Source organism: Nocardia sp. NPDC057272 (genome assembly GCF_042668615.1).
Lineage (GTDB): Bacteria > Actinomycetota > Actinomycetes > Mycobacteriales > Mycobacteriaceae > Nocardia.
In genome coordinates, this window is record NZ_JBHUYK010000004.1 from 153,824 (window position 1) to 168,863 (window position 15,040).

18 protein-coding genes are annotated in these 15,040 nt (G+C 65.3%); 8 read left to right on the plus strand and 10 right to left on the minus strand.

The window, feature by feature from the left end; genetic code table 11:
- Positions 1-189: 189 nt before the first annotated feature.
- Positions 190-732, plus strand: coding sequence for a helix-turn-helix domain-containing protein (locus ACFULV_RS07955; protein WP_378654388.1), 543 nt, complete (start codon positions 190-192; stop codon positions 730-732).
- Between the two features lies 1 nt (position 733).
- Here ACFULV_RS07955 and ACFULV_RS07960 read toward each other — a convergent pair whose 3' ends face one another.
- From ACFULV_RS07960 to ACFULV_RS07970, 3 genes are read right to left on the minus strand one after another with little or no spacing between them, the layout of a single operon-like run.
- Positions 734-1,321 carry a phosphatase PAP2 family protein gene (locus ACFULV_RS07960; protein WP_378654390.1) on the minus strand — a complete coding sequence of 196 codons (588 nt, stop codon included), beginning with the start codon at positions 1,319-1,321 and terminating at the stop codon, positions 734-736.
- Positions 1,318-2,397, minus strand: a complete 1,080-nt coding sequence (locus tag ACFULV_RS07965) for a hypothetical protein (protein WP_378654393.1) — start codon at positions 2,395-2,397, stop codon at positions 1,318-1,320. Before ACFULV_RS07965 ends, ACFULV_RS07960 begins: the two co-directional genes overlap by 4 nt.
- On the minus strand, positions 2,394-3,233 hold the full coding sequence (locus ACFULV_RS07970) for a hypothetical protein (protein ID WP_378654396.1): 840 nt from the start codon (positions 3,231-3,233) through the stop codon (positions 2,394-2,396). Before ACFULV_RS07970 ends, ACFULV_RS07965 begins: the two co-directional genes overlap by 4 nt.
- Before the next feature lie 201 nt (positions 3,234-3,434).
- On the opposite strand from ACFULV_RS07970, the gene ACFULV_RS07975 reads away from it, so the two are divergent.
- Positions 3,435-3,653 carry a hypothetical protein gene (locus ACFULV_RS07975; RefSeq protein WP_378627841.1) on the plus strand — a complete coding sequence of 73 codons (219 nt, stop codon included), beginning with the start codon at positions 3,435-3,437 and terminating at the stop codon, positions 3,651-3,653.
- A 28-nt stretch (positions 3,654-3,681) separates the two neighbouring features.
- A complete protein-coding gene (locus ACFULV_RS07980; protein WP_378654399.1) occupies positions 3,682-4,482 on the plus strand; it encodes a SigB/SigF/SigG family RNA polymerase sigma factor in 801 nt (266 codons plus the stop codon).
- Positions 4,483-4,933: 451 nt separating this feature from the next.
- Here the strand turns inward: ACFULV_RS07980 and ACFULV_RS07985 are convergent, their stop codons facing one another.
- The gene (locus tag ACFULV_RS07985; protein WP_378654402.1) at positions 4,934-5,773 is read right to left on the minus strand and encodes a glucose 1-dehydrogenase; all 840 of its coding nucleotides are present in this window, start codon (positions 5,771-5,773) and stop codon (positions 4,934-4,936) included.
- A 205-nt stretch (positions 5,774-5,978) separates the two neighbouring features.
- Between ACFULV_RS07985 and ACFULV_RS07990 the strand changes: the two genes are divergently transcribed.
- From ACFULV_RS07990 to ACFULV_RS08005, 4 genes are all read left to right on the plus strand, one after another.
- Positions 5,979-6,254, plus strand: coding sequence for a GlsB/YeaQ/YmgE family stress response membrane protein (locus tag ACFULV_RS07990; RefSeq protein WP_378654405.1), 276 nt, complete (start codon positions 5,979-5,981; stop codon positions 6,252-6,254).
- Between the two features lie 456 nt (positions 6,255-6,710).
- The gene (locus tag ACFULV_RS07995) at positions 6,711-6,890 is read left to right on the plus strand and encodes a hypothetical protein (RefSeq protein WP_378654407.1); all 180 of its coding nucleotides are present in this window, start codon (positions 6,711-6,713) and stop codon (positions 6,888-6,890) included.
- A 120-nt stretch (positions 6,891-7,010) separates the two neighbouring features.
- Positions 7,011-8,807, plus strand: a complete 1,797-nt coding sequence (locus tag ACFULV_RS08000) for a thiamine pyrophosphate-requiring protein (protein ID WP_378654410.1) — start codon at positions 7,011-7,013, stop codon at positions 8,805-8,807.
- 53 nt (positions 8,808-8,860) lie between these two features.
- Complete coding sequence (locus ACFULV_RS08005; RefSeq protein WP_378627828.1) at positions 8,861-9,193, plus strand: hypothetical protein; 333 nt, start codon at positions 8,861-8,863, stop codon at positions 9,191-9,193.
- A gap of 161 nt (positions 9,194-9,354) precedes the next feature.
- Here the strand turns inward: ACFULV_RS08005 and ACFULV_RS08010 are convergent, their stop codons facing one another.
- The 5 genes from ACFULV_RS08010 to ACFULV_RS08030 all read right to left on the minus strand — a co-directional run bounded on the left by ACFULV_RS08010 (position 9,355) and on the right by ACFULV_RS08030 (position 13,225).
- Positions 9,355-9,963 carry a class I SAM-dependent DNA methyltransferase gene (locus ACFULV_RS08010; protein WP_378654412.1) on the minus strand — a complete coding sequence of 203 codons (609 nt, stop codon included), beginning with the start codon at positions 9,961-9,963 and terminating at the stop codon, positions 9,355-9,357.
- Between the two features lie 11 nt (positions 9,964-9,974).
- A complete protein-coding gene (locus ACFULV_RS08015) occupies positions 9,975-10,727 on the minus strand; it encodes a PIG-L deacetylase family protein (protein WP_378654415.1) in 753 nt (250 codons plus the stop codon).
- Positions 10,709-11,716, minus strand: a complete 1,008-nt coding sequence (locus ACFULV_RS08020) for an acyl-CoA dehydrogenase (RefSeq protein WP_378654901.1) — start codon at positions 11,714-11,716, stop codon at positions 10,709-10,711. The genes ACFULV_RS08015 and ACFULV_RS08020 overlap by 19 nt, the downstream gene beginning before the upstream one ends.
- A 62-nt stretch (positions 11,717-11,778) precedes the next feature.
- Positions 11,779-12,474, minus strand: coding sequence for a glycosyltransferase (locus ACFULV_RS08025; RefSeq protein WP_378654418.1), 696 nt, complete (start codon positions 12,472-12,474; stop codon positions 11,779-11,781).
- Positions 12,475-12,763: 289 nt separating this feature from the next.
- Positions 12,764-13,225, minus strand: coding sequence for a MarR family winged helix-turn-helix transcriptional regulator (locus tag ACFULV_RS08030; protein ID WP_378627819.1), 462 nt, complete (start codon positions 13,223-13,225; stop codon positions 12,764-12,766).
- 90 nt (positions 13,226-13,315) lie between these two features.
- On the opposite strand from ACFULV_RS08030, the gene ACFULV_RS08035 reads away from it, so the two are divergent.
- Positions 13,316-13,771 carry an SgcJ/EcaC family oxidoreductase gene (locus ACFULV_RS08035; RefSeq protein WP_378627817.1) on the plus strand — a complete coding sequence of 152 codons (456 nt, stop codon included), beginning with the start codon at positions 13,316-13,318 and terminating at the stop codon, positions 13,769-13,771.
- Positions 13,772-13,848: 77 nt separating this feature from the next.
- On the opposite strand, the gene ACFULV_RS08040 is transcribed toward ACFULV_RS08035, so the two are convergent.
- Positions 13,849-15,036 carry an alkane 1-monooxygenase gene (locus ACFULV_RS08040; RefSeq protein WP_378654421.1) on the minus strand — a complete coding sequence of 396 codons (1,188 nt, stop codon included), beginning with the start codon at positions 15,034-15,036 and terminating at the stop codon, positions 13,849-13,851.
- Positions 15,037-15,040: the final 4 nt, after the last annotated feature.

Here is a 15,040-nt window from a genome sequence, read left to right on the forward strand (position 1 = left end):
TCGGTAGAGATCAACCAGGGCCGTTGGGGCAGCTACCGCAGGACGCACGCCATTGTGCATCCTGCGGTCTCTGCGAACCTCGGGCGGTTCGCTTGCCCCCTCCGCGAGCGAACCGGGACTCGCCGAACTGGCCGGGCCCGTACCCAACCGACCGCTCAGGACGGCTATCGTGAGCCTAAGACGGCCAGCTTGCTAGTGCAAGTTGCAGAAGCAAGTTTTGTGATGGTGGATAAGGTAGCTAGAAGTTGTGCCGGACGGGTGCGCCGACCGACGACGGAGAAGGAGGCCGGGGCCATGTCGAACCTCGAAAATGAGGACACGCCAACAGAATCCGAAGGCGGGCCGACGTTTGCTGATCGCCTGCGGTTTCTCTTCGAGACGGTGTATCCGCGCGGTCGTGGTCCCTACAGTCAGACCGAAGTGGTCGACATGATCAGAGCCAACGGGGGCGGGATGACCACCGGCTACATGTCGCAGCTGTTGTCAGGCAAACGCCGTTCACCCACGTTGCCGACCGTGACCGACATCGCCACCGTATTCCGCGTCCCGATCGACTATTTCGGGTCGCCGGAGTCCTATGCGGAGATCCGGCGCCACATCGCGTGGATCAGTACGATCCGTGATTCGGGTGCCGAACAGGTCGCCGCCCGTACCTACAACCCCGCCGAGGTGTTCGAAGTCGGGTTCCGGGAGCTGCGCCGCAGCAGCGACGAAGGCGACGCGGACAACTGATTCAGGATGCGAGCAGATAGGCGCCGGCCGCGAGCGCCGCTCCCACGATCGAGCCGACGACGACCTGGCCGCGGGTGTGATCGCCCAGCCACACTCGCGACCATCCATTGACGACGGTCAGTGGCAGCGCGGCAAGAAACCATGGTGAGGCGATCAGCGCCAGCAGGACCGTTGTTCCCGCACTCACCGCGGTATGGACACTCACCTTCCATTTGCCGATCACGGTCACGATGCCGATGCCGAACAGGACAACCAGCCCGGCCACCGTCCACGCGATCAGAGCGCGCGGGGCGCCCTGCACGATCTCGACGATCAGGCCCACGCCAACGATGCCCAAAATCGCCGGAATCACCCAGCGCCGACCGTCGATATCGGTCACATGGTGATCGCTGGCGATACCGCGTCGCACACCTGCCAAGATGATGACCATCGGAATGCCGCCTGTGATCGCGGCGACGAAAAGCCCCCACCCTGGCGCACCCACAGCGAACCCGGCGATCGTCCCGGTCACGATATTGATCACCCAGGGAGCCCCGAGCTCAGTGATCACCCGAGCCGCACGCGCTTGCGGCACCATCGTTTCCGTCACGCCGAAACCTCTCGCTGTTCATCCCGATACTTCCGTGCCAAAGTCAATGCCCACGTGCGGTCGAGCTCGGCCTCGAGGACCGCCGACCGGATACCGGCACTGCTGAACGCCGACGATGCGAGCCCCCGCAACAGCCATCCCGCCACTGCCGCAGCCACTTCCGTCATATCCGCCACGCAAGCGTCAGGTTGCGTGGTGCTCTCGGCTTCCATGCTCAAGGCGTCGAGCAATTCGGTGACGCGGTCATCGGCTCGCTCATCGGTGCTGCTGCCCCGCCGCGACGCCCGGCGAACACCGGGCCAGCGCGCCGTCAACTCTCGATGCAGCGGACCGATCGCCCACAGGATCCGCTTGGCACGCACCCACGACACGACCGGCGACAACATCATGCCCACGAAGATCACCAGCACACCCACTGCGGACACCGCCCGGGTGACTTCGAAGACCACGGGCAGCTGAGGCGCACCCAGATAGCGCGCCGCCACGAAGTAGCTCAGCCGAATCCACGCCCACACCGTCGCGGCGGCCAGCCCCACCGACAGCAGAGTCAAACTCCAGCCGGTCAAGCTGCGCACATCCGCGGCACGAGCGGTCATCACCATCAGCGCCGGGCACAGCAACGCCGGGAACAGCGCACCGGCGATGCCTGCCTCGGCATATCCGGGCAGGTGGCTGTAGGCGATGTCGAACTCGAACCCACCTGCCGCCTGTGGCACCGTCGGCGCGCAGGCGAAAATCGCCATCGCCACCACCGAACCGACCACCGCGATCAGGCCAAGTACCCGAGCCCCGCGCGCCACTCTCTCCGGATCGGTCGTGACAGCCAAGGCCAGCACACCCGAGGAGGCCGCCATCAGGTTGAACAGCACCATGCGCAATCCGGTCGAGAAATTGGCAATCGGCACGACAGCCTGCACCACCGTCTCCACCGCCGGGATGTTCAAACTCAGGTGCACGGCGACGACACCCAACGCCACCACCATGCTGCCCAGCACCCAGCTGCGCGACCACCACCACCGCCACGCCCGGCTCACCACAGCGATCCACATCAGCGGCGCCAACACGATGGCGTTCACCCCAGGGCCTCGCCCCAGCGAGACCGCAACCGCGGCTCTTTGCGACCGATGCGCTGCAAGCGGTTCAACAGCACGCTCGCGAACTGCTCGGCGGCCAATTCCTCGGCGGCCGCGCCTGCGTTGCCGCACTCTCGACGCAACATCAGCGCGGCCAACTCGTGTACCCCTGTCGGCAGCACCGCCTGCGCCAGCTCGAGCACCGGCCGTCCCTGATGCCCCAGCACGATATGACCCAGTTCGTGGGCAAGAGTCCGGTCTCGAGTCTGCACCCAGGAGGCAACGCTGACCTCATCGTGATCGCGGTAATGAACCCACTGCCCGAACACCCCGGTCGGCAGTGCCGAATTCTCGATCACCTGCAAAGGCCGCCCCCGGAACCGGGAAACCGCCTCCACCAACCCATCCAATGACTGGGACTCCTCCACCGTCGCCATGGTGAAGATACGATCGACCGCCGAATTGACCGCCGGACCGCTGAACACGCCATCATCCAACCACACCCGACTTCGACTGGCCGATCGCCGGCCGCCGTTGACGATTGCCGAGCCGACTTCGCCGAAGAGGTTCCACGGTCGCGGCTCGACTACACAGCGTCCCAGTGCAGGCACGTTCGCAAGCCGGCTCCAGTGTGAAGTATCGGGGTTTGAATTCGGTTGCAGTGCTGTGGAATTCGTCACGATCAGATCGGTGCGCCCTGGTGGCGCGAGGCCTTCACCGCCGCATCGTTGGCAACGAACACCCCGCCAAGCCCTTTCCACGACGAACTGCGAAGGCTCTTCGAGTTTCGCCAGATCGAGCGCGAGATCCGCGACGAACTCGTCGATGGCCGCACCCACCTGTACGAGGCCGCACCGGACAGCTAGTCCGCATCTTGCTGTCCTGCAGCGAAGTAGCCCGATCTACGCCCTCAGCCTTCATTTGGTCGAGTCGTCATGGCCGCGCACGAGATCTCAACCCTGAAGTCCGAAACTGTCGCTGTATCAACATCATCGACCGGTTCCGGTTTATTCGCCTCCGCCACGGTCAACCCTCCGCTCATGACCACCTCACGTAATCGGGTACCGAGTACGCCGAGCATGGATCTGACCAGCACCACCATCGTGTTGGCGACCAGCGTGTTCTTCCTGTTGGGTCTGACCGCCCTGGCAGGGTCGCTGACCATCGCCTTCTTCGGCGCCCTCAGCCTGAGTGCGGCGATGACGATGTCCTCCAAAATGCTAGGCCTCAACGGCCTTCAAATCACCTCCCCCCGTTGAGCATTACGAACGCCAGGAGCTGATCCGCATGCCCACCACCACCGCCGCCCGCCCCACCTACGAACACGCCGAACCATTGTTCGCGCACCTGGCGCTGACCGACCCGCGCAGCCCCGAGCACGATGCTCTGCGCGAGGAGATCATCGAAGTCTGCCTCCCGCTCGCCGAGCACATCGCCCGCAAATACGCCGGCCGCGGTGAAGTGTTCGACGATCTGCTCCAGACCGCGCGCCTGGGCGTGGTCATGGCAGTCGACCGCTACGACGTGACCACCGGATCACCGTTCCTGGGTTTCGCGGTCCCCACCATCATGGGTGAAGTGCGCAGACACTTTCGCGACCACATCTGGCCGCTGCATGTGCCACGTCGCGAAAAGGAGCTACAGGGCAAAGTCAGGGTGGCGACCGACGAGTTGACCCGTCGACTCCACCGCTCCCCCACCGCGCAAGAACTCGCGACCGAACTCGATGTTCCGGTTACCGATATCGCCCGTACTCTGGTGGCGGCCAACGCGTTCCAGACGCGCAGCCTCGACACCCCCGCACGTGATACCGACGGCGATCCCAGCATGACCATCGCCGACACCTTCGGCGATGAAGACCCTCGTTACCAACTGGCTGAAGACACGATCACCGTCGCGCCCTTGCTGGCACAGCTGCCGCCGGAAGATCGCCAGCTGCTGATCTGGCGGTTCTACGACACACTCACCCAAGGTGAGATCGCCGAACGCCTCGGTGTCTCCCAGATGAGCGTGTCTCGCAAGCTCACCAGACTGCTGGGCGATCTGCGTGCGCAGACCACCGACGACCAAGTACCGCTCGCGGTCTGAACTCCTGGCTCGCCTGCGTCGTCTCCCCGCTCGCAGCCACCTTGCACTGTTCCTCAGATCGACGCCCGACCAACCGGGCAGGCGGGGTCATCCAAATAGGTCCGGCCGTCGAATTCCTGGGTGAAGGGTCGGTTTCCGTAGCGCTCACAACCTGCGACGACCGTTCAGAGGAAGGCAACGCTCGGTCGCTGGTCGGATCGATCAGCGACCGAGCGTTCCTCTACCCAGTGCTGGCGATCGTGCTGCTGGTGAAGCGGCGCAGTATCGAGCCCGTCTCGGCGACGGAGGACCGGTAGCCACGTTCATCGTGACGTAGCGGCCCATTTCGGTGAGGAAAGGGCCCCAGGTCGCGATTCCGAGCCGGTGATCCGCGGACCTAACCCGTCGACGCGCAACCCTTTGTCCAGGGGGCGGTGCAGGCCATATCGTCCCCGCCCTGCCAGCGACCAACTCAGAGAATGGGCCTGCCGCCGGTCACCGCGAGCCTCGCACCGGAAATGTAGCTACCGTCGTCGCTGGCGAGCAGGACATAAGCCGCTGCGAGTTCGGCGGGCTGTCCCGCCCGGCCCAGAGGGGTGTCGTCGCCGAACTTGCCGACCTTCTCCGGTGGCATGGTGGAAGGAATCAGCGGCGTCCAGATCGGGCCGGGCGCCACACTGTTCACCCGGATGCCCTTGTCGCCCAGCAACTGAGCCAAGCTCGCCGATAGATTCGAGATCGCTGCCTTGGTCGCAGCATACGGCGCCAAGGTCGGATTGGGCATGTCGGAGTTCACCGACGAACTGCCGATGATCGAAGAACCCGGCCGCATATGCGGCACCGCTGCCTGGACCAGATGGAAATAGGCTCCCACATTCAACGCAAAGGTATAGGCGAATTCCTCGTCGGTGATTTCAGCCAGGTCCGTGTGCGTCATCTGGTACGCAGCGTTGCTCACCAGCACATCGATCGTGCCGAATTCGGCGACAGCTCGTTCGATGACCGCACGACAGTGCGCCGGGTCCGAAAGGTCACCGGGAACCAGAACCGCCCGCCGTCCCGCCTCGATCACCAAGTCGGCGACGTCCTGGGCATCTTGATCCTCGTCCAGATACGAGATCAACACGTCAGCGCCCTCGCGGGCGAACGCGATCGCGACAGCTCTGCCGATCCCGCTGTCGGCACCGGTGATCACCGCTGCCTTTCCGGTCAGCTTTCCCGAGCCGCGATAGGACTTCTCCCCACAATCGGGGACAGGCGACATCTGCGCCTGGATGCCGGGTACCTTTTGCTGCTGTTCGGGAAAGCCCATGATCGAATCCCTTCGCTCGCAGATCGCCGTCTCCGGGTGATTACCGCGTTACCCGCGCGGCAAACAGCATGGTTTTGCTTGACCCGGAAAAGGCGCCGCACGTCGATTTCGGCGATGCCTGATTGCTTACGCAGCGGCGGGGTATGCCGCTGCCGAGCGACTGAACCGGGAGCTCGCCAGCACATTCGGATGATGGGAGTAGACCATGCTCGGTCTCGGAATAATCGGATGGATCATCATCGGCGGACTCGCCGGATGGATCGCCAGCAAGATCATGAAGACCGATGCCCAGCAAGGGATCCTGCTCAACATCGTCGTCGGCGTCGTCGGCGGCCTGCTCGGTGGATTCCTGCTCAAACTGTTCGGTGTCGATGTCAACGGCGGCGGACTGTGGTTCAGCTTCTTCACCTGCATCGCCGGCGCGGTCATTCTCTTGTTCCTCGTCGGGTTGGTCACCGGGCGTCGCGGCGCATCGCGTTAGCCGCCACCGGACTGGGACAACCGCAGTGCACGGCCCGAAGCCTTCACGGCTTCGGGCCGCCCCTGTCTCCACACAGTGCCCAGCACCCCGCAACTCTCCAGCGCATGCCTGTAATCGACGTCACAGCACGGTGTTTCGCAGTGCGGTAATCGATTCGTCTCCGAAGATGCGGGCATTCGAACAGTGAAACCGTCATGTTCCCGTTCGAAGGAGAACCCCCTGTTCATGAGACGAACGCGCCGTCACGTCCACCTCCTAGGCCGCCTCGCATTGTTGGGTGCTCTCGTCTCGGCGGGGGTTATCGCCTGCGCGACGACTACCGAATCGCGAGGCCATGGCGGAGGCCCGGCCTCTGCCGACGCACCGGCCATCGGTCCAGCCGCTGGTGCGCAGCTGTGTGACACGATGTGGGCCGATCTCGCCGGCTGGCGCCAACAGGGCAGCGCCATCGCACGCGTGAAATTCAACGGCGTCGTACACACCTGGGCGCTGCGAAACGGTGCGATCAATATCGCCGTCGCCCGCCATCGCGACGCGATCGACGCGGTCACACGCGACCAGTGCCCCAACGCACGTCAGCAGGTCACACAGATCATCAACACTGTTGATCTGGCGTCGGGGCTCATCGGTTTCTGATTCCGCGCCCGGGCTGTTTAGGAACAGGTGTGCGCGGTACGACCACAGAAATGATTATCCCGGCGCAGAAGAAGGACCGACACCCGGCCCACCGACCAGCTCGGCCCGGAAGGGAGAACCATGTCGATGCAGGTAGCGGATTACGTCCTCGCGCGGCTGCGGGAATGGGGTGTCGGGCAGGTCTTCGCCTACCCCGGTGACGGCATCAACGGCCTCGTGGCCGCATTCGGGCGAGCCGAGAACTCGCCGCGGTTCGTGCAGAGCAGGCACGAAGAGATGTCGGCCTTCCAGGCCACCGGATACGCGAAGTTCAGCGGCAACGTCGGCGTGTGCATGGCCACCTCGGGACCGGGCGCGATTCACCTGCTCAACGGCCTCTACGACGCCAAGCTCGATCATGTGCCGGTGGTCGCCATCGTCGGTCAGACCGCACGCAGCGCGATGGGCGGCAGCTACCAGCAGGAGGTAGACCTGCAGTCGCTGTTCAAGGACGTGGCTTCGGACTACCTTGTCGAGGTCAATGTCGCCAACCAGCTGCCCAACGCGCTCGATCGGGCGATCCGCACCGCCCTGACGTGCCGCGCGCCGACCGCGCTGATCATTCCGGCCGATCTGCAGGAGGAGCCCTACGAGCCACCGACGCATGCCTTCAAAGAGGTGCCGTCGAGCCCGCCGAGCATTTCATGGAGCACCTCGGTCGCGGCGCGCGCGGAGATCGAGCGGGCGGCGGAGGTGATCAACGCCGGAACCAAGGTCGCTGTGCTCATCGGCCAAGGCGCGCGCGGTGCGGCCGAGGAGGTGCTCGAGGTCGCAGAATTGACCGGGGCGGGCATCGCCAAGGCACTGCTGGGCAAAGACGTGCTCTCCGATGACCTACCCTTCGTCACCGGCTCGATCGGCCTGCTAGGCACCCGCGCGAGCTATGAGCTGATGCGCGACTGCGACACCCTGCTGATTGTCGGCTCGAACTTCCCCTACAGCCAGTTCCTCCCCGAACTGGACCAAGCCCGGGCCGTGCAGATCGACCGGGACGGCGCGTCGATCGGCATGCGCTACCCCACCGAGGTGAACCTGGTCGGCGACGCGAAAACCACACTGCGTGCACTGATCCCGCTGCTCGAACACCGAGATGACCGATCCTGGCGCGAAACTGTCGAACAGAACGTGCGGCACTGGTGGCAGACACTGGAACGCCAAAGCATGCTCGGCGCGGACCCGGCCAACCCGATGCGGGTGGTGTGGGAACTGTCGCAGCGCGTTCCGGACAACGCGGTCATCACCGCGGATTCGGGCTCGTCCACCAACTGGTACGCCCGCTGCCTACGCATGCGCGCCACCATGCGCGGCTCGTTGTCGGGCACGCTGGCCAGCATGGGCGCCGCGGTGCCCTATGCCATCGGCGCGAAGTTCGCGCACCCCGACCGCCCGGTGATCGCACTGGTCGGCGACGGCGCGATGCAGATGAACGGCCTCAACGAGCTGATCACGATCCACCGCTACCAGCACCTGTGGGCCGATCGGCGACTGATCGTCTGCGTCTTCCACAACAATGACCTCAATCAGGTCACCTGGGAGTTGCGCGGCATGGGTGGCGCACCGAAATTCGAAGAGTCGCAGACACTTCCGGATGTCTCCTACGCCGATATCGCTCGGTGCACGGGCATCGAGGCGATCACCGTCGACAACTCCGACGACATCGGGCCCGCCTGGGATCGCGCGCTGGCCGTGGACCGCCCGATACTGCTCGACATCCGCTGCGATCCCGAGGTGCCGCCCATTCCACCCCACGCCACCACCGAGCAGATCAAGGACATGGGTCGCGCCGTACTCGCGGGCGATCCGGGCGCATGGCATCTGCTGGTCCAAGGTGTGAAGAGCAAGGCCCAGGAACTTCGGCCTCGAGGTCGGGCCGATTGAGGCACGACGCAGTGGGTATAGCCCAGCAATACCCACTCGAAGGGAGCTATCCAATGGCATATTCGGATCGACAGCGTGGTGCCGTGCAGCGTCAACCCGACCAGGCCAGCGGTGAATTTCCCGATCACTCGCGAACGACGCGCAGTCACGCGGGCGAAGGCCTCGAGGACGGATACAACTTTCCCGGAATCGTCCTGTGCGCCATGGGAATCATCGCGCTGGGCCTGTTTCTGACCGCCACCGGCTACGGATTCGGCGGCTGGGCGGTGATCGCCGGCATCGCGGCGGTCGTGCTGGCAGGTGCCGGTGTCGCCTGGCTCCTGCTCGAACATCGTCGTGTGAAAGCGAAGGAAGGGCTGAAGCTCACCGATCAACGCGGCCACTGAGTCGGCCGCACCGTTTGCTCGTCGCACGTTCGGGTAGAGCGCCGACATGACCGACCGCGCCGAAACCGTCCAGACCGCCTACGACATGACACCGGCCACCCCAGTCGACGCATGAGATCGCGTCCGCGATTCGCGCGACCGGCATCGGTATTTCGGCTGGATCAGACGAGGCCCTCGACCTCGGCCACCGAGGGTGGGATCCCGGTCGACGCCGCGAACACGTCGATGAGCACGTCCTCGTCGTCGTAATGAGCCGAGGCTGACAGGCCTGCGGTTTGTCGGGCGATCGCGTGAACCTCGTCGCCGGTCAGCGGGTAATCCGCCACGACGTGGCGCCAGTGCGCGCACAGCAGGGTGCCCCCCGGCTCGAGGTGAGCCACGGCTTGCTCGAAGACGTCGCGCAGGCTCGCGGTGTCGAGGTAGTAGCAGACTTCACTGAAGACGATCAGATCGAATTCCTCTGTCTCCCAGGGCTGTCCCAGACCCCACAGCCTGAACTCCACCGGCGTGCGGTTGGGGCGCGACAGTCGCGACCGCGCAGCGTCGAGCGCGCGCTCAGCGATATCGGTACTCACCACATGATCGCAACGTCCGGCGAGCTCTTCGGTGAGCACACCGATGGAACAGCCGGGCTCGAACCCTCTTCGATAACGCGCCCTGGGCAACATCGCCATCGTCAACGCGCGTTTGCGCCGCTCGTACCAGCGGGTGGTGAAGCGCCACGGGTCGACGTCGTGGGCATACATCCGATCGAAATAGCCTGGTGGCATGGGTGTTTCGTTCACTGGAAGAAGACCTCGTCCGGTGCGGTGAACCGCTGGAGGATATGCGCGGGCAGGACAGGACGGTCGGCCCGATGATCCGACAGCGGGCGGATCTGGGTGCGATGCTGGGCCATCGCCCGCGCCTTGGCCGCAACCGCCGACGGCGGCAGTGGCAGTGCGTAAGCACTCTCCGAAGCCACTCGCGGATGCTGCGGAGCGCCCCAATGCCACATCCATACCGGGTACTCGAGCAGCTCGGTCGCGGTGTTCCCACAGGCCGTGGCGGCGGCGCGGCCGACGGCTTCGTGGTCGGGGTGACCGTCGTGGCGCCAGGTTGCCGCGCATCGCACTCCTGGTCCACCGAGGCGGGACAAGACATAGCCGAGCAGATCGGCGAGCTCGGTCTCCTGCCCAGCGATGCCGCCGTCAGGCATGCCGAGCCGCATCGGCGCTCCGGTAGCGAGTTCGTAGGCCGCGTTCTGCGATTCCTCGATACGCAGCGCGGCCAGCTCAGCAGGAGCGTAGGTGGGTGAGCCCGGATGCGATGCTTCACCGTCGGTGACCGCGATCAGCGTGACCGGGATATCGGCGGACCGCAACAGCGCGATGAGCCCGCCCGCTCCGAGCACCTCGTCATCGGGATGCGGCGCGACGACCACGAGATGGCGCCAATCCTGGATCCGAAGTTCGGGTCGACTCGCCCGCCACTGCGCCCAGACACCCTCGCATGCGCCGGGAGCCTCGGTATCGATCAGCGGCTGAGCAACCACGTGAACTCCTTTTCCGCCTGGTCGCGGCCGAGGTCGGCCAGATCGCGTTCGGCATGGCTCTGGCGCAGGTACACGGTCAGGTCCGCGACCCTGCGGGCATGGGGTCTGTCGCCGCACAGCGGTCCGGCGCCGAGTGCGCGCCCGACACGGTCCAAAGTCTCGGTAGCCGCGGTTTCGACAACCGCACGGACGGTGCGGGCACGGATTCGCCCGTACCCGGCGGTGTCTCGCGGATCGTCGTCGATCGCGTGGGCGGCGGTGGAAAGGCTGGCGCGGGCAGTGGACAGCGCTGCGGTCACCGCGCCCAGGTGGGCGAGCGCATGGTCGTCGGCGCGCCCGGCGGCCGCGTAGCGATGCAGCGCTGCGGCGACCGCGCACGCGCTGCCGTACCAGCAAGCGGCCACGCCGATGGCACCGTGCCAAAATCCGGGGCGGCTCAGATACTCACCGGGGGCACCGACCATTCTCGCTGCGGCGTTGTCGAAATCGACAGCACCGGAGTCGGATTCGCCCATACCGACCGCATGCCAAGTCCCGGGCACCGGCTGGGCGACAGCACGGTCGAGCTGCACCGCGAACAGTGCTGTCTGCTCATCCGCGACCGCCGTGACCAGTGCGTGCGTACACATGCTCGCACCTGAGCACCACAGTTTGCGGCCGTCCAGCACCCAGCCATCGGAGACCCTGCGTGCTCGCAACACAGGAGAAGGCGGTTCCGCGGCCCACACTCCCCAGATCTCGCCGGGCGCTGCCGCGAGACATTCAGTCTCAGATCGCGGACCAGCGGCGCCGGCGACGGTAGAACGGTGCACCGGATCACCACCACCGAGCTCGGCCATGATCGCTACGGCGTCTGTGTGTGCCTCCACCAGGCGGCCGAGAACTGTGTCCTCGTACGCTATTTCGGCCAGGGCGCGCCACCGTGCGAGTGTGCGTCCCGAGCCCGGCAACGGGAGATCCAGCCTCGCCGAGCTCACCAGTGACTTCATGGCAGCTGAGGTCCGCAGCTCGGTTGCTGCGGGTGGACCGACGGTGCGGCTGTCCACCGACGTCACGAGACCTCCTGCGGCTCGTCACGGCCGAGCCTGCGCAGATGCTCGGCGAATCCGTGCGGCGCGCGGCCCCTCCGCCGTGCAGAGGTGGTGACGCGCACGTCTTCTGCCCAGGCGATCCTGGCCCCTGCGGCGAGCAGGCGCCCGGCCAGGTCCACGTCCTCGCCGGTGCGAAGCGCGCGGAAGCCGCCGATTCCCCAGTACGCGTCGGCCCGGAAGCCGAGCGCAGCGCCGTGGAGATGGCCGTGACCGTCCGGCCCGTGGTTGCGGTATTCGCGCTCGTAGATCCGTCGGGCCTGCGCGGAGTGCGCGCCCCACTGCCGCACCGCCACTACGCCCGCCACCAACTCGAAACCTCGCCGCGCGTACTCGAGCTGGGAAGACAACCAGGAGTCTTCGACTTCGGAGTCGGCATCGGTGGTCGCAAACCAGGTTCGGCCGTCACACCCCGCACCCGCGTGCTCGAATCCTCGCCGCCGCGCGGCGCCGACATTGCGCTCGCTTACTGTCAGCACCTCGGCCGCCGACGCAATCCGTGCCGAGCCATCGGTGCAGGCGTCGAGCACGAGCTGGACACGAACCGGAATGTCTATCCGGCTCACGGCACGTTCCAGAGCCGTAAGACATCGAGGAAGTAGCCGTTCCTCGTTCCGGGCCGGAACCACCACGACGACCCTGTCGATCTCACCGATCATGACCTGCACTGCACATCGCGACCAACGACTGATTTCATGAGATACGCCTACCCGCCTTTACAGAGGGCAAACAGCCACGACCCCTTCCCGACCTGGAGGTTCACCACCGCGCCACCGAATGCGGTGCCCCACAAGCTCACCGCGGCTACACAGTTCGATTGCGCCAGAACATTTCCCGGAACGCTGGTCGTCGTCAGTGTGGACACGGAAGAGCCTCGTGTCCCACCGTTGGGGTCGGTTCACGAGTATCCGCCTGCCTACCTGCGTGACGAGCTGGATACCCGGCTCCTCATGGCCGACCTGCCCGGATCTCTTCGGTTGCCGCGCGGAAGGCGGGTGCGGCATGGGCGAAGTAATCGAAGAGCAGCGCACGCTGTTCCGGTGTGTAGCGGTCGAGGACCTGGGCGATTCTGCGGCGGGCCGGCGCTACCAGCTCGCCGATTCCCGCGAGGGCCTCGGTCACCGGTTCAACGACTACCTTGCGGCGGTCGGACGGGTCGCCTATTCGACGGGCGTATCCGGCCCGTTCCAGCCGGTCGATGAGGCGGGTGGTCGCGCCGGTGGTCAGGCCCGTCCGCTCTGACAACTGTCCCGAGGTCAATGTGCCGGCCAATGCGAGCTGACTGAGCGCGTACCACTCCGAAGCTTGCAGTCCTGCCGCTGCCGCGCCGGCCATGCCGTGCAACCCGACGGCATCGAGGTAGGCGCGAAAGACCTCCTCTTCGGAATTCTGCTGCGCGGTAGTTGCCATGGTGCTCGATGTCTCCTACTCTGATAGTTGCACGCATGCAGATACTGACTACATGCAGGTATCTTACATACTATCCACACGGAGGAAATCGTGGCTACCAACACCCAAGCTGATCAGCAGGCGGTTACCGAGGTGATCGCCGGACTCGTCGATGCCTGGCGTCGTCACGATGCCGATGCCTACGGGGCAGCATTCACCGAGGACGCCACATACATCACCTTTGTCGGCACCTACTACCGCGGGCGCAGCGACATCATCGAAAGCCACCGCACGCTGTTCGCCAAGTACCTCAAGGGCACCCAATTGGCCGACGAAATCCTCGACGTCCGATTCCTCGGGCCGGACACGGCCGTGGTCACCGGGCGCGGCGAATCCTACAAAGGCGACCGCCCCAAGAAGCTGACCAAGGTGCAGACCTACACGCTGGTCCGCGAGCCATCCGGGCAGTGGCGCGTCGCGGCGTTTCAGAACACCAAACGCAAGCCGATCATGGAGGCGATCTCGTTCAAAACCGCTCCCAGCCTGATTCCGGCAGCCCAGCGGTAAGAGCGTGCAGCTGTAGCCCGCCGAACGGTGAGATCGTCGACGACTTCCAGGTGGGTGTCGAGTCGAGTGTGCCGAAGTCATGATTCCCCTCGCAATCGCTTCGACCTGCGACCTGCACGCCGAATTCGGCGGGGCATCGTGTTGACGCGGGTGAGGTCGCCGTCGTAATGCGCCAGGACTCGATGATCCATAGTGCGCCGCCACAGCACCGGCACCGACGCAACGACGATCATGGTGGCATAGCCTGCGGGCAGCTGCGGTGCCTCGGACGCGGTGCGCAGGGTCTGATACCGGCGCCCGGGATTGGTGTGATGATCGCTGTGCCGCTGCAGGTGAAACAGGAAGATGTTGGTGACGAGGCGGTCGGAGTTCCAGCTGTCGGCCGGCGAGCAGCGCGCCCAGCGACCGTTGGGCAATCGACGTCGCAGCAGGCCGTAGTGCTCGACATAGTTCACCGTCTCGAGCAGCCAGACGCCGATCACCGCCTGAACGGCGAGATAGGGCAGGACACCGGGCCCGAACGTCGCGACGAGCCCGCCGAACAACACCACCGTCATCGCCCACGACTGCAGAATGTTGTTGCGCGGGCACCACCACGAGCGTTGCTGGCGTCGCAGCCGGTCCCGCTCCAGTTCGAGCGCTGACCGAAATCCCCCGATCACGCTGCGGGGCAAGAATTTCCACAACGACTCGCCGAATCGCGCGCTGGCCGGGTCCTGCGGCGTGGCGACCCGAGCATGATGGCCTCGATTGTGCTCGACGTAGAAATGCCCGTACCCGGATTGCGCCAGCGCCGCCTTCGCCAGCCACCGCTCGAGCCGCTCGACCCGGTGACCGAGTTCGTGCGCGGCGTTGATCCCGATCCCCGCCAAGAAGCCGACAGTCACGGCCAACCCCAGCTTGTCGACGAATCGAAGTTGCGGATCGACCCACAGGTAGCACGCGATCACCAGGGCAGCGACCTGCACCGGGAGGAACAGGTAGGTACACCACCGGTAATAGCGGTTGGCACCGAGTTCTTCGTAATCCTCGTCGCTGGGATTGTGGCCGTCTTCACCGACAAGGCGATCCAGCACCGGAATCACGAACAGCACGATAATCGGCTCGATCCACCAAAAGACCGCCAGTCCGGTACGCATCACCAGCTGTGAGGGCAGCAACGCGCAAACCGGCGCCACCAGTCCGAATGCCCAGAGATATCGCTTCGGATCCGCCGTCGGCACCAAGTAGCGATCGAGCAGGTGCCGCGGCCGCGGCACCCGCATCGAC